Raw genomic sequence first — 20,862 nt, 5'->3', positions numbered from 1 at the left:
AGGGTGAGCATTGCCCACCCTTGCTAATTAAGCAGTTACTACCGGGGAAGCTAACCGTTTAAAGGTCAATCTTTCATCGGCCACATCGACAAAAATCGTGTCTCCCCCTTTGAATTCGCCGCGGAGAATTGCCTTAGCGATCGGAGTTTCCACATATCTTTGTACTGCTCGTTTTAAGGGTCGCGCACCGTACACTGGATCGTAACCAATTTCTGCTAGATAATCGAGGGCAATATCGGCAAATTTCAGGGCTAATTTTTGTTCCATCAAGCGGTCGCTGAGATTACCGATCTGTAGTTTGACAATCGAGCGCAGTTGTGCTTTTTGTAAACTATGGAAAATGATCGTTTCATCGATACGATTGAGGAATTCGGGACGGAAACTATTCCGCATTGCTTCCATCACCCGGGCCTGCATTTCCTCATAACGAGACTCATCACCAGCCACGTCTAAAATGTATTGAGAACCGATATTACTGGTCATAATAATGATGGTATTTTTGAAATCAACCAGATGACCTTGAGAGTCGGTTAAGCGCCCATCGTCAAGGATTTGTAACATAACGTTAAAAACGTCGGGATGGGCTTTTTCAATCTCATCAAAGAGGATGACAGAGTAGGGACGACGCCGGATTGCCTCGGTTAATTGTCCTCCTTCATCGTAGCCGACGTATCCCGGAGGCGCACCCATGAGACGGGAAACGCTGTGTTTTTCCATGTATTCCGACATATCGATGCGAACTAGAGCCTCTTCGGTGTCAAAGAGATTGCGAGCTAAAGCTTTCGCCAATTCTGTCTTACCAACACCCGTCGGACCGAGGAAAATAAAGCTGGCCGTGGGACGGTGGGGGTCCGATAAACCGGCGCGGGAACGTTGAATCGCTTCGGCTACGGCTGTGACCGCTTCCTCTTGACCGATGACACTTTCGTGTAATTCCTCTTCCAGATTGAGGAGTTTTTCTTTTTCCGATTCGATTAATTTATTGAGAGGAATTCCCGTCCATTTCGAGATAATTTCGGCGATATCCGATTCGAGAACTTCTTCTCTTAATAAACTTTTGCCGGTGGTTTGTTTGTCGGCCAATTGAGTTTCTAGGGCGGACATTTGCCGCTGCAGATCGGTTAATTTTCCGAACTTTAATTCCGCAGCCCGATTATAATCATAATCGCGTTCGGCCTGTTGAATTTCCAGATTAACTTGTTCGATCGCTTCTTTAACCCCACGAACTTTATCGATAATCTCTTTTTCCCCTTGCCATTGGGCATTTAATCCCGATTGTTCTTCCTTGAGGTTAGCCAGTTCTTTTTCTAACTTTTCTAACCGTTCTCGCGAAGCTGGATCGTATTCCCGTTGTAGGGAAAGTTTTTCCATTTCTAGCTGAAGAATTTTGCGATCAATTTCATCGAGTTCTTCTGGTTTGGAAGTGATTTCCATCTTCAATTTGGCCGCCGCTTCATCAACTAAATCAATGGCCTTATCGGGCAAAAAGCGATCACTAATATAACGATTAGAAAGCAGGGCCGCTGCCACTAAAGCATTATCGGCAATTTTCACCCCATGATGCACCTCATAACGTTCTTTGAGACCGCGAAGAATCGAAATAGTATCGACCACATTTGGTTCATCCACTAAAACCTCTTGGAAGCGTCTTTCTAACGCCGCATCTTTTTCGATATATTTGCGGTATTCATCGAGGGTAGTGGCTCCGATACAACGCAATTCACCCCGGGCTAACATTGGTTTTAATAAATTGCCCGCATCCATTGCCCCTTGAGTGGCTCCCGCACCGACAACGGTATGAATTTCATCAATAAACATGATGATATTGCCTTGGGAATCGGTGACTTCCTTGAGGACAGCTTTTAATCTTTCCTCAAATTCTCCGCGATATTTTGCTCCCGCAATTAAGCCACCTAAATCGAGAGAAATGAGAGTCCGATCTAACAGAGATTCTGGCACATCACGGTTAATAATCCGCTGGGCTAATCCTTCGACAATGGCTGTTTTTCCTACTCCCGGTTCCCCGATTAAAACCGGGTTATTTTTAGTCCGACGCGAGAGAATCTGAATCGTGCGACGGATTTCGTCATCCCGTCCAATTACGGGGTCTAATTTACCTTCCCGTGCCAATTGGGTGAGATCCCGTCCGTATTTTTCTAGGGCCTCATATTTGCCTTCTGGATTCTGATCGGTCACTTTTTGACTACCTCTGACTTGTTGAATAATTTCTTTGAGTTTGCTTTCGGTAAGTCCGAATTCTTGAAAAATATTTTTACCGAAGCGCTCATCTTTAGCGTAACCTAAAATCAAATGCTCGATCGAGATAAAGTCATCTCCAAATTCTCGGCGATAATTTTCTGCTCGATCGAGTAAACTATCTAAACTACGACCTAAATAAATCGAGTCGCCGGGGTTAGAGATTTTCGGTTGACGACGGATAAAATCATCGGTTCGATCCCGCAAACGGGCTAGACTAATATTAGCTTTACTAAAGACACTGCCCGCTAATCCCTCCTGTTCGAGAAGGGCTTTCATTAGATGTTCGCTTTCGATTTGTTGCTGGCTGTTCTGTTTGGCAATGTCCGGCGTTTTGACGATTGCCTCCCAAGCTTTTTCTGTAAATTGTTGTGGATTGGTTGGCTGCATTTTCTATAAGAGATTACTTTTATACCCTTGAGACTATTCTAGATTGACCGGTTTGTTGGCTTCTAGGGGCTTACCGTACCTAGTTAAGGGGGATTTCCCCTCAATGGTGCGATTTAAGCCGCTAAAGTTGATCAGCTGTAATGGATTTAAACTGCTTCTGGGAAATTTTAGTACAAATGTTCAATCTCTCAACCAAGCTAAAATCTTAATTATTAAAGATGTCCAGTGATTACTGATTACTGATGACTGTTTACAAGGGCCGAATCTAAAACCTAAGTAGGGAGGCACAATTATTTGTAGGATGGGTTAGCGGTAGCGTAACCGATGCAGGCGTTGGGTTTCATGCTTCAACCCAACCTACGTTCTGATGACTGATTACTGATAACTGATAACTGATTAAAGCCCACCCTAAAATACTCTCTAAGCGATTAAAGATTTAACTTTACTAATGATACCAACTGGGTCAATACCTTGGTGGGGGAACTGTTCCCATAAACCGCCACAACCTTCATGGTGAGTACCAATGTAGGCGTATTTAGGAGTTAAACCGCGTTCGAGTAGCCAAGAACCATAACGGCTACCTAAACCCGTGCGACGGTTAAATGCTTCTACCACTAAAACAAAGGGAGAATTACCAACTTTAGCGATAATTTCTTCATCCACTACATTGAGAGTCGGTTTATTAATTAAACCCACGTCAATACCTTCTTGTTTTAGACGTTCCACTGCATCTAAAGCGCGGTATAAACCATCGCCAAAGCTGATGATATAACCAGCAGTGCCTTCCCGAATTACTTCATCTTTTCCAGGGACAAAGGTATAACCATCGCCAAAGAAATTATTACCGTTAGTATCAAGAATATTGGGAGTTTTAGAACGAGTCGAGAAGATAAAACGTAAACCGGGTTGATGGAAAGTTGCCTCGACACAAGCGGTCATTTGTGCCGCATCGGCTGGGAAATAAAGACGGGTTTCGTAACCGTCATCCAGTCCATTATCGGCAAAGAAATTATTCAAACCAAAGTGACAGGTATTATCCGCCATGTCATCGATACCAGAATGGGAAAAATGACATAAAAGATTAGAATAATTCAAACGGGCCATGGTGATTTCAGAAATACACATTTCTAGAAAAGCGGCAAAGGTGGCGAAAATTCCCTGTTTACCTTTTTCCATACCAAAACCGGCGGCTGCCGAAAGATTGCCCCGTTCCATAATACCGGAAGGAATAAACACTTCGGGATGTTTATCGTGGATAATTTTCAGACCGCAGGAGCCCTCTAAATCGCTATCTACTACTAATACCTTAGCCTTGCGTTCTTCCTCGCTCATTTTGCCTAAAAGACTGACTACTGCTTCGCCGAAAACGTTGCGGTTAGAACCCCATTTATCCCCAGAACCGAGGAATTTATAGTCATTAGAAGGCTTCTTAATACTGTTGAGATATTCCACGGCGGCACTGTGTCCTTTTGCCTCTAAATATTTCAAAGCCAAGGGTACAGAAATCACATCATGACCGTGGTTAGAACCTTCTAACCCTTCAATACCGGGACACATGGGACGTTTATTAATAATCGCAATCGGGCCAGGAGTATTAATTGCTTCACAGATATTGCGATACAAACTATCGATATCTTCCCCATCTCCCACTAACACTTTTAGACCATGACCGGCGAGAGTTTTAGCCACATCATAACCGGGTAAATATTTGGAAGGATTACCAGCAATCGTCACATCATTATCATCAATAATCAGCTTAACATTGATGTGTTGAGCCACGGCTAAACGGGCAGCTTCCGCGTCATTGCCTTCCTGTTGAGAACCATCGGAACCTAAACAAAAAACGGTTTTTCCGGGGTTAGCTAAAGCGACACCGTTAACGTAGGGCCACATATGTCCTAAACGGCCAGAACTAAATTTTACGCCGGGGGTTAATCCTAATTCCGGGTGTCCGGGGAGTTTAGAATTAGCCTCGCGGTAGTGCATTAATTGTTCTGGGGGTAAAGAACCTTCTAACGCAGACATGAGATATTGAGTACCGACGCGGTGTCCCGCTTCATCGAAGAAAATTGGTACAAATTGACTAGGTTGACTGCGGAAAAGAGCATCGAGAATCACCACTTCCGGGACGGTATCGTAGGGGCCGCCGGTGTGTCCACCCACACCCCGGGCCGCACCCGTGGCAGTAAAAAAGATGATAGCATCGCGACAGAGTTGGATATTGGCTTTTAGGGCGCTTCTTTGGTCGTCGGTGAGGGTGGGGTTACTGGGGTCGAGACTGATGGGTTTATAGGCGCTCAAATCGATGGGAAAGGCTGTCATTGTCGATTTTCCTTAATGTAGAGAAATAACTATAGTCAGGGAAATCATAGCCTAGAATGTCACCCGATCGATTGATTGAATAATTTCTTATCATAGATGTAGTCCCTAATACAAAAGTTTTACCCTTGCTGGGATAGTGTCCACGGTCCGGGACAGGGGAAATCTTAAAAAAGATACGGGAAAAAAAGCTGTTCTTGAGGGCAATAGTCCAGAATGGCAGGTAAGACCGAGTAAAAAGGGGAAAGGGGAAAGGAAAAAGTAAAAAGGATAACCTTTGACTGTATAGCGTTTCTTAGAGGGATGAAGTATGACCTGATTCTCGGTTGATATTACTGCAATCTCTAGCCAAAAAATCAGCCCATAATTAACAAAAACTAGATTTAAGGTAAAAACTATGTGTTTAGGCATACCGGGACAAATTACGGCAATTATTGATGAAAACCATCATCTGGCTCTCGTCGATGTGGGGGGTGTAAAAAGAGAAGTAAATATCGCTTGTATTGTTGATGAAGACCATCCCGCTAATACTTGTGTAGGGGATTGGGTATTAGTTCATGTGGGTTTTGCCATGAATCGAATCGATGAAGATGAGGCGCAAGAAACCTTAAATTTATTAACACAATTATTGGAATTAGAGGAAGAATTTAATCATAATTAATGTTCTTAATTAGTTGGCCACAAATTAATTCTGTTGTCTATCTTAAGAAAGGTAAATTACGGCAATTAATTATTACTGACGACCGACGACCGGCTCCACAATTAACTTTACTTTTGTCCAACCACTTATAGAGAGAAAGCTTGTTATGAAATACGTTGATGAATTTCGTGATCCCGTTAAAGCGGCAGGATTAATTCAACAAATTGAACAATTATCGATAAGAATCTCTGAAAAGCGGGAAAAAGTTACTAAAATTATGGAGGTTTGTGGGGGTCATACCCACTCAATTTTTAAATACGGTATCGAGGCAATACTTCCCGAAACTATCGAATTAATTCATGGTCCTGGATGTCCCGTTTGTGTAATGCCGCGAGGTCGTTTAGATGATGCCATTTTTCTCGCACAACAACCGAACGTAATTCTGACAACTTTTGGCGATACTATGCGTGTCCCCGGTTCCCATTTGAGTCTGCTGCAAGCGCGAGCAAAAGGTGATGATATTCGCATGGTTTATTCTCCTCGCGATGCCTTAAAAATTGCCAGAGAAAATCTCGATAAAGAAGTAATATTTTTAGCATTAGGGTTTGAAACAACCGTTCCTAGCACAGCTTTAACCGTTTTAGAAGCACAAAGAGATGGCATCAATAATTTTAGTTTATTTTCTAATCATGTGGTGATTATTCCCGCTCTGAAAGCCTTGTTAGATAACCCAGATTTACAGTTAGACGGTTTTGTTGGTCCCGGTCATGTTAGCATGGTAATTGGCACAGAACCCTATCAAGTTATTGCCCAAGAATATCATAAACCTGTGGTAGTTTCTGGGTTTGAACCCTTGGATATTCTGCAATCAATTTGGATGGTATTAAAACAATTAGATGAGCAGAGATGTGAGATCGAAAATCAGTACGATCGAGTGGTACAAAATCAAGGAAATAGAGTCGCTTTATCGGCAATCGACCAAGTTTTTGAACTGCGGGATCAGTTTGAATGGCGAGGTTTAGGAGAAATTGCTCAAGGAGGGTTAAAACTGCGAGATGAGTACAGTAATTTTGATGCGGAGAAGAAATTTACCTTACCCAATCAGCGCGTTAAAGATCACAAAGCTTGTCAGTGTGGCGAAATTCTTAAAGGTGTTTTAAAACCCTGGGAATGTAAAGTATTTGGGACTGCTTGTACTCCCGAACATCCCATCGGCACTTGTATGGTTTCTAGTGAAGGTGCTTGTGCCGCTTATTATAAGTATGGTAGAAATTAGTAAATTTTTTTACTGATTGGGTTCCTTTCCGGTGAGGAAACGCTAGAATTATCACCAGAAGAAATTAACAATCTCTCGGTGATAAAAAAGATGAAGATCAAAAATAATCTGGGTTTATTTGGCTTAACTACCTCTCTGCTGCTAGTTATCGCTTCGGAAATCGTTCTTGCTTCCCAAGAACAAACCCTAGAACTGCAACCAAGTCAACCCCCCAGCGCCGATTTTTTCAAACCCGTCACCAATCTAATTAAAGATTTAAACCATCAGGGAGTAACTATCACCGATCCCAATGATCCCATGGCGGTGCGCTACCGAGTCAATTCCCCCTGTCGCGGTTGTTCAGTTTATCTAGGCACGGGAGTTGCCAATCCTCGCACCCAGACTAATAATAATGGCATGGGAATCAATTTTGGTCTTGGTTTCACCATGCCTTTTTCACCCTAAATACCGATGACATATTTACGCCATTCGTGATTGTGATTCCCCCTAGTGTGCTTTAATAGCTCAAAGTGGAGACTACTGTAGGGACGACGCGGTTGGGCGTGCAGGGACATATTGGCCTCTTTTGGTGTACGATTGCCCTTATGCACATTACAACGCACACAAGCCGCCACTAAATTCTCCCAGGTATCACCCCCTCCGCGAGAACGGGGAATCACATGATCGATGGTTAATTGTTCACCTCGGTAGAGACAGTATTGACAGGTGTGATGATCTCGTTCGAGAATATTACGACGGGTTAAAGGAATTTCCTTGTAGGGAACACGGACGTATTGCCTAAGACGGATAACAGAAGGTAGCGGTAAGTCACGACAAACCACTTTTCCGTTATGTTCTAGGGATTCAGCTTTTCCTTTCAACAATAAAACGATCGCGCGCCGCCAACTGGTAATATTTAGCGGTTCGTAGGAGGCATTCAACACGAGAACCTTGCTCATAGGTGTCTGGAGATCGCTTGAATTTACCCCGCATGGTAACACAGATCACTGAGATTGGAACCTATTATTCATTGTTGGGGAAGTGGGGAGCTTTTTTCAGTGCGATTGCCGTTCTGGTAGGATTGGCAGTTAATCATATTATTAAAAACGGATTTAATATAATTAGCAAAACTAATGATATATATATATATATATATGCAAATAATTTATATATAATTGACAGTAAAAAGAAACGCCCTTAAGATGCTAACAAAAATTAATTTAGTGAATCAAGCTAGACATCCAAGCAGAAGGCATAAGTGGATTTTCCAATACTTCCCCCAATACTTCTAGAAGATGGCTCAAGTCTTTTGGGAGTAGATCAGACTTTGATGGCGACAGCACCATCTATGCTGGCTCCGACAACGCCAGAGGTGGTTCCTCAAGTCACACCTCTCACCCCATCTTCCCCTAGCAATTTTATTGCTCCCGTGAGCGCGACGGTGAGTGATAACTTAGCTAATCAAGGTGATTCTCTGCTATCAGTCCCGTTATTAGTTAATCAAGAGGCTGCTAATTTCTCCTTTTCAGACCAAGATACTTCTTGGACAGGAACCCCTCAAATCAGTCAGTTAGATGATTTAGGCGAGGTTTTAGTCGTTCCGGGTAATCCCTCAGAAAGGGTGAATATGGTTGTCCAGTGGACATTGCGAGAGGCAGATTTTAATAATGAAGTGGGATTCTTTCTGGTGGATCCTTTAGGTGGGGTAGAAGGTATCGCACCTGGTGAACCAGGATTCGCCGAAGCCGCTTTAAGCAGTCCCAGCCGACAAACTCTCTTCAATTCGGGTAATCAAGCAGGAAATTGGCGGGAATTTACTGTTCCAGGAGGGAGTCGTCTAGGGTTTTATTTAATTCAAAACAGTACTAGCGCTAATTGGTTAGAAAATAATCGACAAAATCAGGGTCAATCGGGGTTAGCTTTTTTCTCCCTGAAAGGAGCTAATCCTGATAATTTTGATCATTCCCAAAGTAGTCATCTTGGCCGCGGAATCTGGCGGTTTAACTGGGAAGATTTGACGGGTGGAGGAGATCAAGATTTTAACGATGTGGTTTTTAATATTGCTCAAGCAGGAATTGTCTTACCCGGAGCAAAAGGAAAGCAGGTTCCCCTCACAGTGGAGACTGTCAGTCAGGATAATACTTTTCAAAACGAGATGGGTTATTACCTGGTTGATACCCCAAATGGCGAGATTGATGGGATTAAACCAGGGGATCAGGGTTATTTAGATGCGGCCTTGTCAGGCGATCGCCACCAGGTAATTTTTGCCTCTGGGAAAGCGTTTGATAGTAAAACGTTTAACGTCCCTTCTGGGAAATATTTGGGATGGTATCTAGTCGCTAATGGGACGACAGAGCAGGCGATCGCCAAGGGAGAAAATGCCCCGCCGGTTTTCTTTTCCTATGCGGCGGCCAATGAGGATGGTTTAAATCATGTCCATGCTCAACAGGATAGTCAGACCTGGGCCTGGGAAGATTTTTGGGGCGGCGGCGATCGCGATTTTAATGATTTAGTATTTCGGTTCAGTTTTGGGGAACCAATTGGAGAACCGATTCAGTTACCGTCTTTGAGCATTGAAAATACCACAGTGACGGAGGGGAATATAGGAACTGAAGCTGCTAATTTTACAGTTCGTTTATCAGCCCCTACAAACACAACAGTTACGGCTCAATTTACAACGAAAGATGGAACTGCCCAAGCGGGTACAGATTATGAATCTTCGACGGGAATTTTGACGTTTGCACCGGGAGAAGTGGAGAAAAATATCGCAGTTGCTGTGAAGGGCGACACAATTAGCGAGCCTACGGAAACCTTCACGGTCAATTTAACAGGAGTGACCAATGCTATTCTGATTCAAGGTGAGGGAATTGGCACAATTCTAGATAATGATAATTCGCCGAATCCACCTGATAATAACCCTCCTGTCACCGATGCAGATAAGACTATTACTTTACCAGAAGATAGTCAACCTATCCCCTTAAATATTAATCCACCTACAGATATTGATGGGGATACTTTAACGGTTTCTGTCACTCAATTACCTGATAACAGCAAAGGAAGAATCACTTTAGCTGATGGTACAGTTATTAATGTGGGTGATGAGATTTCGATTAATTCTCTAACTTCTTTGCTTTACACCCCTCTAGCAGATGTTAATGGTAATGGTGGCAATTTTGTTTATACTGTGAGTGATGGTAAAGGGGGGAATGATAGTCAAACCATTAGTTTTATTATCACCCCTGAGAATACTTCTGCTAATAACCCTCCTGTCACCGATGCAGATAAGACTATTACTTTACCAGAAGATAGTCAAACTATCCCCTTAAATATTAATCCACCTACAGATATTGATGGGGATACTTTAACGGTTTCTGTCACTCAATTACCAGATAACAGCAAAGGAAAAATAACTTTAGCTGATGGTACAGTTATTAATGTGGGTGATGAGATTTCGATTAATTCTCTAACTTCTTTGCTTTACAGACCTTTAGCAGATGTTAATGGTAATGGGGGCAATTTTATTTATACTGTGAGTGATGGCAAAGGGGGGAATGATAGTCAAACCATTAGTTTTATTATCAATCCCAGTAACTTAATTGTTTCTGCTGTTTCCGCGAATAATGCTCCTGAATTTACGACTAATCCTGAGTTAAAGATTATTGTCGGTAATGATTATAGTTATGATGCAAATGCCGTTGATGCGGATAATGATACCTTATTCTACTCCCTCTCCCTTGCCCCTGATGGTTTAACCATTGACAATAATACTGGTGTTTTAAGTTGGCAATCCCCAACAATCGGCAATTATAACATCTCTATTTCAGTGGAAGATGGTAAAGGGGGAAGGGATACCCAAACTTATAATTTAGGGGTAGTAACCAACGTTATTGATTCTCAACCAAATCGTCCTCCAGTATTCGTTTCCAATCCCGTCGTTTATGGTAATCTCAACACTGAATATCGTTATGATGCTGATGCGACTGATGCTGACAATGATAATTTAACCTATTCTGTCATCAATGCCCCTAATGGCTTGGTAATCAATCAAAATACAGGTGTTGTTACATTCACTCCCACCGTCTCAGGAGAAAGCAAGATAACCTTACAAGTTGATGATGGTAAGGGTGGTATTGCGACTCAGGCTTATACTTTATTAGTCTTAGAAAAAGAAACGAATAATTATGCACCTGTGATTATCAGTGAACCCGTAACACGGGCTACTAAAAAGCTAACTCAAGGTGAATCGGAAGTAATAGACTTGTCAACATGGTCAAGAGTACAATATGAGCTTAATTCTCAATCCGATGCCAATTGGATACTGAGTTCTGACAATACAAAAGTTGAACAAACAATTAATGCTGATGCGAGCATATTATTAAGCGACTTTAACCTTAATAGTGACAGAATTGAAGGGAGTTGGCGAGTTAATACATCTAACGATGATGATTTTATGGGTTTTGTCTTTGGATATCAAGACTCTCAACATTTTTATCTTTTTGATTGGAAACAATCTAATCAAGATGATTTATTAGGATTTGCAGAACAAGGTATGAGTATCAAAGTAGTCAATGCTGATTCTGCTCTTACGGGACGAGATTTTTGGTCAACTATTGGTAATGAAGATAGGGTGAAAACAATATTCCATAATACAGTCTCTTGGTCAGATTTCGTAGATTATCAGTTTTCCTTAGATTTTACCCCAGGTGAATTTACGATTACAGTGAGTCAAGGAGACACGATTTTAGAATCTGTAACTATTGAGGATGATACATACACCTCTGGCCAATTTGGATTCTATAATTATTCTCAAGGTAATGTTATTTATCAGGGATTTACTCAATCCGAAATATTTTCAGGGGAATATTCCTACGATGTAGAAGCGATCGATCCTGATGAGGATAATTTAACCTATTCTTTAGTTGATGCTCCTCAAGGAATGAGCATTGATAATTTAACAGGAGAAATTCTCTGGAATACAGCAGGTAAAACTGTTGGTAACTATGATATTTCTGTTAAGGTTACGGATAATCGTGGGGGTGTGGATACTCAAGAGTTTGTTATTGCGTTAAATAATGCTTTATTAGGAACAATTGAAGGGGTTAAATGGGAAGATACCAACGGTAATGGAAGATGGGATTCAGCTAATTTTGAAGACTTTGTTGATATATCATCCATGAGACTCAAGGGTGATAGCAAAATAGTTAATTCTAAAATTGCCAGCAATAAAGACGTTTTAAGATTAGCAGAATCAAAATCATTTTCATCGGGAAATGCTTTACTCAAAAATCCTTTTAGCTTTGTAGGAGAAAATGGAGAAAATTTATCTTTCTCTACTAACTTTAGTTTTTCAATCTCTGATTCGAGAGGACTACCTAGAGATGAAGATGGTGAGGGTGCGGATGGACTTTCCTTTATTGTTAGTCCAACAGAAAACGTAGGAAGTGCTGGGGGAGGAATTGGTTACGCAGGTTTAAAAAATACTGTTGTTATTGAACTAGATACTTACAATAATGGTAGCCAAGATCAAAATAATGGTAATCATATTGGTATTAATGTTAATGGAAGCACAACTTCTCTTGTCCAGACAAATATTGCCACTAGATTTAATAATGGTGAGATTTGGAATGTTTGGATTGACTATGACGGCACATCAAACCGATTAGAAGCAAGAGTTTCTCAAAATTCTAATCGTCCTGTCGAAGCAACAGTTTTCTCTACCGTTAATATTCCTGATATTCTAGGACAGAATGACTTTTTTGTTGGTTTTACTGCGGCTACAGGTCAGGCAGTAGGAAACCATGATATTATTTCTTGGAAATTTACTAGCGATGAACCTGCTTTAGAAGGAATTACCGTCTATCTTGACTCAAATAATAATGGCACTTTTGATAACAATGAGTCTAGTCAAATCACCGATGAAACAGGACAATATCAATTCACTGGGTTAGAAGCAGGTACTTATATTGTCAGGGAAATTGTACCCACAGATTATAAACAAACTTATCCTGGTGGACAACCTACAGATTCTCTGGGAGATGGTTTTGCTGATGTTATTCTTGACTACTTTAACAGTGGTGCTGGATCATTTGATGAACCTTACGGTAAAGATAATAATGGAAATTCACCAGTATTAGTAAATACTGATATTATTTTGGGGAGTGACACTTTAGGAGCATTATCACTTCCAACTATGTCTTATGTAACTGTTGGTTTTACGGATGAAATAATTATTGATAAGACAGGAAATGATATTTTTGTTAATGAGTCAGGTGCTGCGGGGGATCAAGCAGATATTTATGTTAGTTCCAACTTTGTGGATTTTGTTTTATTAGGAAGGGGCAATGGTGGTCAAACCTCTGTTTTTGATCTTGCTTCGATCAACTTTACTGAACCAGTTCGAGCTATAAAAATTGTTGGACTTGACACGAAAGGTTCGATACCCGGTTTTGATGTTATCAATGTACAAGGATTACCCGGTAGCATTGCTAGTCCAGATTTTTATACTATAAAACTAAAAGAGGGAGAAACTGTTAGTAACATTAATTTTGGCAACCAAAAAATTGATCAACCCATAGCTAACCAAGCTCCCGTATTCACTAGCACAGCACCTAAAACTGCCCAAATAGGACAATTATTAACCTATCGAGCCACTGCTACCGATGCCAATAATGACAGGTTAACCTATAGCTTACTCAATCAACCTGAAGGCATGGCAGTTGATGCAGAAACTGGTAGCTTAATTTGGCAACCGAAACAAAGTCAAATCGGTAATAATCGAGTAGTTTTGCGAGTGTCTGACGGTAAAGGAGGCATTGCTACTCAAGAATTTTTCCTCAATACTAAAGGGATTAACACCCCACCGCAAATTATCTCCTCTCCTAACACCGTTACCCTGATTAATAATACCTACAGCTATGAAGTAAGAGCCACTGATTTTGATAATGATACCCTGACCTATAGCCTAATTAATCCCCCGGAAGGGATGACCATTAATACCAATACTGGACTAATAGCATATACCCCTACTAACTTAGGAAAACAAACCGTTGAAATCAAAGTTAGCGATGGTTTTGGTGGGACTAACACCCAATCCTATCAATTACAAGTTTTAGCTACATTAGACAATAACTTACCTAGTATTACCAGCACACCTAAAATCATCATTGGTGCTGGGGGATTATATCAATACGATGTCGAGGCTAATGATCCCGAAAATACCGCTATTAGCTACAATTTAACGGTTAAACCCAATGGGATGACTATTGATACAAATACAGGTTTAATTACTTGGCAAACTCAAAACACCACTAACGGTGATTTTCAAGTTACAGTCACAGCGACGGATGCAGATGGTGGAATTGCCTATCAAAATTACTATATCCGAGTTACCCCTAATCAGGCACCGATTATTAGTTCTCAGCCGTTAGAATTAGCTCAATTAGGCGTTACTTACAAATATGATGTTATTGCCAAAGATGCAGATAACGACACTTTAACCTATAATCTCTTGCAAGCACCTCAAGGTTTAACTATTGATCAATTTGGCCGTATTCGTTGGCAATCTGCATCCCAAAATCAAGGTATTTATCCTGTGACGATTCAAGTCAGCGATGGACGCGGGGGAATCACCACTCAAACCTATAACTTAACCCTTAGCAATAATGATATTACTAATCCGGTAGTGGAATTAGGCTTTAATAGTAACCTGATTAATATTGGTCAAAGTATTAATTTCCAAGTTCGAGCAACGGATAATATCGAAGTTAAAACCCTCACTTTGACGGCTAATACAACTCCGCTAACTCTTAATCCTAATAGTCCCAATGGACAAATTAATACTGCCACTTTTGTCGGTCAAAAAGCAGGACTTTATCAAATTATTGCTACTGCTACCGATGCAGCCGGTAATCAGGATACAGAAACAATTGAAGTGCGGGTACTTGATCCCAGTGATACCGAAGCACCTGTTGTTGAAATTAACAAGACTAACTTAGAAGCCACCCAAGGCATTATCAAGTCGCCTACAGATATTATTGCTACCATCACAGATGATAACCTCGAATTTTATCGAGTGGAAATTGCCCCGATTGAAGCAGTTGATTTAAGCAATATCGGGGAAAATGATCCAGATTATACTTTATTGACAAAAGGCACTCAAAATGTTACTAATCAGCAGGTAGCTAATCTAGATCCTCGTTTGTTGGCAAATGGAAGTTATCTAATAAAAATGACCGCTTTTGATTTTAGTGGTAATGGTAATGTTCAAGGCGTTATTTTAAATGTGACAGGACAAAATAAACCGGGTGACTTTTCTTTAGAATATACCGACCTATCTATTCCTTTAACTGGTATTCCCATTGAAATTGTCCGTCGTTATAATAGCTTAGAAAGTGCAAGCCAAGGAGATTTTGGCTATGGTTGGGATTTAGGTTTACAAGATGCCAAAATTGTCGAGTCTTCCCCTGATGGACGAGATTTAAGTGAGGCTAATTCCGATTTATTTGGAACTTCTAATACCTTCTCCGTCGGGACACGAGTAACTTTAAATACTCCCGATGGTCGCCGCGTTGGATTTACTTTTAATCCTGTACCAGTTTCTGCTAGTTTCTTCGGTGCAATTTATGCTCCTAGCTTTACTCCCGATGCGGGGGTATTTGATAAATTGGAAGTAGAAAACACTCCGTTAACTATTCGTAGTGACGGTACTGTAGGAGCATTTTTATTCAGTTTTCTTGGTTATAATCCCTCGCAATATAAATTAACCACCAAAGATGGAACGGTTTATAACTATGATCAGAATTTTGGTTTAATTGATGTCACCGACAGAAATGGCAATAAATTAACCTTCTCCGATGAGGGTATTATTAGCTCAACGGGTGCTGAAATTGACTTTATTCGAGATGCTCAAGGTCGCATTACTGAAATTATCGATCCTGATGGTAAATCTATTAAATATGTTTATGATAGCAACGGTGATTTAATTGAGGTGATTGACCGCACTAATAACACCACCGAGCTAGTTTATGATGACCCAAATCGTCAACACTTCTTAACAGAAATTATTGATCCCTTGGGACGCAGTGCGACTCGTACAGAGTATGACGATAAAGGACAGATTAGCAAGATTATTGACGCTAACGGTAATGAATTAAATATCACCTTTGATAATGCTACTAATAGCCAAACTGTTAAAGATCCTTTTGGTAAGACTATTACCCGGGTTTTTGATGCTCAGGGTAACGTCATTCAAGAAGTTGATCAATTAGGGGGCATTACTTTACGCACTTACGATGAAGATAATAACCTGTTAAGTGAAACCGATCCCGAAGGTAATATCACCAGTTATACCTATGATAGTCGAGGTAATAAGCTGACAGAAACCGATGGGGAAGGTAACAAGAAAACCTTTACTTATAACCAAAGTAACGACATCTTGACAGAGACTACTGCTTTAGGTTTTGTCACCACTTACACCTATGATAATAACGGTAATCTCACTAAACGGGAAGACACAGAAAGCAATGTTACTGAATATAAATATGACTCCTTGGGACTTTTAACCACTGTCACCGATGCTAATGGTAAAATTAGTAACTTTAAGTATGATAATCGTGGTAACTTAACTGAATTAACCGATCCGACGGGAGCAAAAACCACCTTTACCTATGATAGTAATGGACGAGTAGCGAGTGTTACTGATGCTTTGGGTGCTATTACTAATTATATCTATGATGCTCAAGGACGCTTGATTGAAAAAGCTGATCCTGAAGGGAGTAGTTGTGGTTGTGCAAGGGGTATTACTAAAACCGAATATAACGCCGCTGGGGAAAAAGTAGCCGAAATTGACGCCTTAGGAAGACGCACAGAATACCGTTATAATGATCGTGGTTTATTGATTGAAACCATCTTACCCGATAGCACTCCTGATAATTTAAGCGATAACCCTCGCACCCAAAATGAATACGACGCTTTAGATCGTTTAACGAGTTTTATTGATGAATTAGGACGTAAAACTATCTATGTTTATGATGCTTTAGGGCGAGAAATTGAAGTAATTTATCCTGATAGTACCCCTGACAATTTAACCGATAATCCCCGCACTAAGAAAGAATACGATAAAGCTGGGCGAAAAATTGCCGAAATTGACGAATTGGGTAATCGTACCGAATATGACTATGATAAGAGTGATCGCCTTTTAACTGTTACTAATGCCCTGAATCAAATTACTAGCTATAATTATGATGCAGACGGGCGACAAATTGCCAAAACAGATGCGTTAGGGCGCATCACTGAGTATGATTATGACGAGCTTGATCGTCTTCTTACCACAACTTATGCTAATAATACGGTAATGACTACCACTTATGATCCTTTAGGACGAGTGATAGCAGAAACCGATTTAGCAGGAAATACCACTAATTATGAATATGACGCTTTAGGAAGACTAACGGCGGTAATTGATGCTTTAAATCAACGCACTGAGTATAAATATGACTTAGTGGGTAATTTAATCGAGCAGAAAGACGCAAATGGTAACATCACTAAGTTTGAATATGACAGTTTACGCCGTCTAAAAGCTACCATCTTACCTGGTGGACAACGTAACGAGACAATTCACGATAAAATCGGTAATTTAATCAAAGTAACTGACTTTAATGGAGCAGTCACCACCTATAAATATAATGAGCGTAATTGGTTAACCGAAAAATCCTTCTCTGATGGTACAGCTACGGAAACCTTTACCTATACCTTGACGGGGGAATTAGCTACCGTTATCGATAACCGAGGGATGACAAATTATGTTTATGATGAGCGTGACAGATTAATTAGTCGTACCGAACCCGATAACCGTACTATTAGCTATACTTACGACAAGGCTAGTAATATTCTTACCTTAACCGTACCTTCAGGCACAACTACTTATACTTATGATGGGTTGAATCGCCTTGATACTGTTAAAGATGCCGATAATGGAGTAACAGACTATAATTATGATGCGGTGGGTAATTTGATTAAAACAGTCTTCCCCAATGGGGTGATTGAAAATCAACAATATGACTTATTAAATCGCTTAACCTACCTCGAAAACCGCAACTCTACGGGTATTATTTCTAGTTATGCTTATACCCTAGATGCAATGGGTAATCGGGTGAAAGTGGTAGAAAATGATGGTCGTACAGTGGAGTACACTTATGACAATCTCTATCGTTTAACTCAAGAGAAAATTACTGACACTGTAGCAGGTAACAAAACGATTACTTATAGTTTTGATGCAGTAGGAAATCGTTTAGAAAAAGTCGATTCAGTGGCAGGTAAAACTACCTATAACTATGATAAAAACGACAGATTATTAAAAGAAATCCTTGGCGGAAATGTTACCCAATATCAATACGATGATGAGGGTAATCTCCTTGCTAAGGTAGAAAATGGCGCAACTACCACTAATTATGAGTGGAATGCTAAGGGTGAATTAACCGCAGTAGAAGTCACGGAAAACGGCGAAACCGGACGTATCGAGTTTGAATATGATCATAATGGTATCCGAGTGGCGATTGATGTGGATGGTGAGGTGACTCGCTTCTTAATCGACAATAATCAACAGCAATACGCCCAAGTGATTGAGGAATATCAAACTAATGGTACAGTTAATACTACCTATACTCACGGTTGGGATTTAATCTCTCAAAATGACGGTGCAAATCGGATTTACTATCAAGTAGATGGTTTAGGTAGCACTCGTTTAATGACGGGTAATAATGGTTCTGTTATCGTAGAATATGATTATGATGCTTATGGTAATTTAACCCGTAAAGTAGGGGATGCGGAGAATAATTATCTGTTCGCTGGTGAGCAGTTTGATGAGGCGGTAGATGGTTATTATTTACGAGCAAGGTATTATGATCCTAATACCGGGCGTTTTGCTTCCGTTGATCCGTTTGAGGGTTACAATAATCAACCGATAACCTTGCATGATTATTTATACGCTGGGGTTAATCCTGTAAATGCGATCGATCCTAGTGGGGAGGTGGCTATAATTGAATATCGTCCTCTTCTAAACTATATAACACCATTTCTAGGGGATGTTGGTACTCTCACTGATATTGGGAATGCCTTCTACTGCCCGAAAGAGCCAAAATTTCCCACCCAAAATGATAATTTACGAGCATTATATGGTTTTTCTGTCCCTCTTGTTCTTGCTTTTCTCAGAGCAAGCCCAATTTTACTCGGCAGTTCATTAAGCATACCTTTGATACTCCTTTTTTACAGTTATTATTGCCCTATTATTGTAAATTTATATTCTTCAATAAGTTCAGCATTATCTTCAGTAAATCAGCGCTAGTAATCTTGTAGTAGTGCGATCGCCGCTCTTGTAGGGTGCGTTAGTGCGATCGCCGATCTTGTAGGGTGCGTTAGGCGGCGATAATTTCTGTTAAAAAACCAAAATCAATAATCCGCCGTAACGCACCAACTTCATAATCAAATTGGTGCGTTACGCTTACGCGCTTCGCACCCTACTGGACTGTTTCAACTAAAATAGGGCAATAGATTTCGGCTTAAAGTCTTAGATTATAAAATTTATAGCATTTTTCTAATACACCAAATTAGCTGAAACAGTCCACTAGCTATGATACCTTGGGAGTATGACAACGACAAAATTTGAGAGTGCGCTGTTTAGGGGGAGATTGAACTAGAATTGAGTTTATGAACTTACAATTTGAGTGGGATAACCCCAAGGCAAAACTTAATCTCAAAAAGCATGGCATCAATTTTGAAGAAGCCAAGGCTGTTTTTCGAGATCCTTTAGCCTACATTTTTGATGATGAGTGGCATTCGGTCGGTGAAAAACGAGAAATTATTATCGGACACGATGACAAGAATCGTCTTTTAGTAGTTTGTTTTACTGAAAGAAATCAAATGATTCGTATTATCAGCGCACGTTTAACAACCAAAAAAGAACGCCAAGACTATGAAAAATACACAGGATTCTGAAACCAAACAAAATTTACAAGATGACCTACTTCCTGAATATAACTTTGATTATACTAAGGCTCATCCTAATCGTTTTGCTTCTCAGGTAAATGAAATAAAAATAACTGTCACCTTAGAACCAGATGTCGCTAAAGTTTTCAAAAATTCTGAAGATGTAAACAAAGCACTGCGAGCTATCTTATCCGCTATCCCTGAAAAATAAGTGCGATCACCGATCTTGTAGCCGCTCTTGTAGGGTGCGTGTTTGCGGTTACCAATTCGGTAAAAAAACAAAATTAACAATCCGCGCCCCGCGCATCAACTTTATTATTAAATTGGTGCGTTACGCTTTCGCGCTTCGCACCCTACGATTTATGTTTTTGTTTGAGCGCGATCGTTTATAATCAAAATATCATTATTTTGGAGTAAAAGAAAAATGCGTAAACAGACCATTCAATATACATCATCTTTAGATGCTTTGATTGCTGTTGCCAAGCGACTTAGCGTCTATGAAAACCAACATAAAATGGATTCTGAAGATTTTTATAACGAATACAATCAGGGAACATTGTCAGATGATATAATATTTATAGAATGGGCAAACGATTATCGTCATTACCTTGCTTTGCGTCAAGAACTAGAACAAATATTAAATCATGCTGCTTAAACTTTTATCTGATTACCTCAATCAAGTAGAGCAAGCAATTGTGCAGTGTGAAAATGCTTATGTAGAACGTTATCAAGAAGAAATACTGACATCACAAAGAGCCAATTTAAGAATTAGGTTGCGTTTCAAGCAGACCCATTTATTAGAAATAAACGAAGCTATAGTAATCACAGACAATTACTTAGAATTCCTAGATTATCGTTACCATTTACAAGATGAAAAAACCAACCTAGTTTTTCGTTATGATAATACCCCTCACTTTCCCAATCTCTCTACTTTTACCCATCACAAGCATTTCCCAAACGATGTAATTAGTTGTCAAAAACCTGAAATTACTCAAGTCTTAAAAGAAGCAACAGAGTTATT

Annotated in this window: 12 protein-coding genes; 9 read left to right on the top strand and 3 right to left on the bottom strand. The window is 40.3% G+C overall.

Annotation, left to right across the window (positions count from 1 at the left end; all coding sequences use genetic code 11):
* Nucleotides 1–27 precede the first annotated feature (27 nt).
* Together clpB and IM456_RS06090 are read right to left on the bottom strand one after the other, a co-directional pair.
* Nucleotides 28–2,646: an ATP-dependent chaperone ClpB gene (gene clpB / locus IM456_RS06095; RefSeq protein ID WP_149985504.1), complete on the bottom strand. Its 2,619-nt coding sequence runs from the start codon at nt 2,644–2,646 to the stop codon at nt 28–30.
* 420 nt (nt 2,647–3,066) lie between these two features.
* Nucleotides 3,067–4,968, bottom strand: a complete 1,902-nt coding sequence (locus IM456_RS06090) for a thiamine pyrophosphate-binding protein (RefSeq protein ID WP_287692900.1) — start codon at nt 4,966–4,968, stop codon at nt 3,067–3,069.
* Between the two features lie 394 nt (nt 4,969–5,362).
* Here IM456_RS06090 and IM456_RS06085 point away from each other — a divergent pair, with 394 nt between their 5' ends.
* From IM456_RS06085 to IM456_RS06075, 3 genes are all read left to right on the top strand, one after another.
* The gene (locus IM456_RS06085; RefSeq protein WP_002797289.1) at nt 5,363–5,626 is read left to right on the top strand and encodes a HypC/HybG/HupF family hydrogenase formation chaperone; all 264 of its coding nucleotides are present in this window, start codon (nt 5,363–5,365) and stop codon (nt 5,624–5,626) included.
* A gap of 145 nt (nt 5,627–5,771) precedes the next feature.
* Nucleotides 5,772–6,881: a hydrogenase formation protein HypD gene (gene hypD / locus IM456_RS06080; protein WP_287692901.1), complete on the top strand. Its 1,110-nt coding sequence runs from the start codon at nt 5,772–5,774 to the stop codon at nt 6,879–6,881.
* A 90-nt stretch (nt 6,882–6,971) separates the two neighbouring features.
* The gene (locus IM456_RS06075) at nt 6,972–7,325 is read left to right on the top strand and encodes a hypothetical protein (protein ID WP_002766945.1); all 354 of its coding nucleotides are present in this window, start codon (nt 6,972–6,974) and stop codon (nt 7,323–7,325) included.
* On the opposite strand, the gene IM456_RS06070 is transcribed toward IM456_RS06075, so the two are convergent.
* Nucleotides 7,322–7,819 (bottom strand): HNH endonuclease, encoded by a 498-nt coding sequence (locus IM456_RS06070; protein ID WP_002759301.1) that lies wholly within the window; start codon nt 7,817–7,819, stop codon nt 7,322–7,324. The genes IM456_RS06075 and IM456_RS06070 overlap by 4 nt on opposite strands.
* 2 nt (nt 7,820–7,821) lie before the next feature.
* Here IM456_RS06070 and IM456_RS06065 point away from each other — a divergent pair, with 2 nt between their 5' ends.
* The 6 genes from IM456_RS06065 to tumE all read left to right on the top strand — a co-directional run.
* Nucleotides 7,822–8,061 carry a hypothetical protein gene (locus IM456_RS06065; RefSeq protein ID WP_172970466.1) on the top strand — a complete coding sequence of 80 codons (240 nt, stop codon included), beginning with the start codon at nt 7,822–7,824 and terminating at the stop codon, nt 8,059–8,061.
* 129 nt (nt 8,062–8,190) lie between these two features.
* Complete coding sequence (locus IM456_RS06060; RefSeq protein ID WP_287712756.1) at nt 8,191–19,200, top strand: putative Ig domain-containing protein; 11,010 nt, start codon at nt 8,191–8,193, stop codon at nt 19,198–19,200.
* A 362-nt stretch (nt 19,201–19,562) separates the two neighbouring features.
* Nucleotides 19,563–19,850: a BrnT family toxin gene (locus tag IM456_RS06055; protein WP_149985500.1), complete on the top strand. Its 288-nt coding sequence runs from the start codon at nt 19,563–19,565 to the stop codon at nt 19,848–19,850.
* Nucleotides 19,828–20,052, top strand: coding sequence for a hypothetical protein (locus tag IM456_RS06050; protein WP_002782285.1), 225 nt, complete (start codon nt 19,828–19,830; stop codon nt 20,050–20,052). Before IM456_RS06055 ends, IM456_RS06050 begins: the two co-directional genes overlap by 23 nt.
* 213 nt (nt 20,053–20,265) lie before the next feature.
* Nucleotides 20,266–20,496 (top strand): antitoxin TumA, encoded by a 231-nt coding sequence (gene tumA, locus IM456_RS06045; protein WP_149985499.1) that lies wholly within the window; start codon nt 20,266–20,268, stop codon nt 20,494–20,496.
* Nucleotides 20,486–20,862, top strand: a 377-nt coding sequence (tumE, locus tag IM456_RS06040) for a toxin TumE (protein ID WP_287705338.1), incomplete at its 3' end; no start/stop codon positions are given. The genes tumA and tumE, both read left to right, overlap by 11 nt.

This window comes from Microcystis sp. M079S1 (genome assembly GCF_020246425.1).
Taxonomy (GTDB): domain Bacteria; phylum Cyanobacteriota; class Cyanobacteriia; order Cyanobacteriales; family Microcystaceae; genus Microcystis; species Microcystis aeruginosa.
This window is presented reverse-complemented; position numbering and strand designations above follow the sequence as displayed.

Coding starts and splice junctions, on each gene's coding strand:
- IM456_RS06085 (WP_002797289.1), top strand. CDS start 5,363: ATGTGTTTAGGCATACCGGGACAAATTACGGCAATTATTGATGAAAAC.
- tumA (WP_149985499.1), top strand. CDS start 20,266: ATGCGTAAACAGACCATTCAATATACATCATCTTTAGATGCTTTGATT.
- IM456_RS06050 (WP_002782285.1), top strand. CDS start 19,828: ATGAAAAATACACAGGATTCTGAAACCAAACAAAATTTACAAGATGAC.
- IM456_RS06070 (WP_002759301.1), bottom strand. CDS start 7,819: ATGAGCAAGGTTCTCGTGTTGAATGCCTCCTACGAACCGCTAAATATT.
- IM456_RS06060 (WP_287712756.1), top strand. CDS start 8,191: ATGGCGACAGCACCATCTATGCTGGCTCCGACAACGCCAGAGGTGGTT.
- IM456_RS06075 (WP_002766945.1), top strand. CDS start 6,972: ATGAAGATCAAAAATAATCTGGGTTTATTTGGCTTAACTACCTCTCTG.
- hypD (WP_287692901.1), top strand. CDS start 5,772: ATGAAATACGTTGATGAATTTCGTGATCCCGTTAAAGCGGCAGGATTA.
- IM456_RS06055 (WP_149985500.1), top strand. CDS start 19,563: ATGAACTTACAATTTGAGTGGGATAACCCCAAGGCAAAACTTAATCTC.
- IM456_RS06090 (WP_287692900.1), bottom strand. CDS start 4,968: ATGACAGCCTTTCCCATCGATTTGAGCGCCTATAAACCCATCAGTCTC.
- clpB (WP_149985504.1), bottom strand. CDS start 2,646: ATGCAGCCAACCAATCCACAACAATTTACAGAAAAAGCTTGGGAGGCA.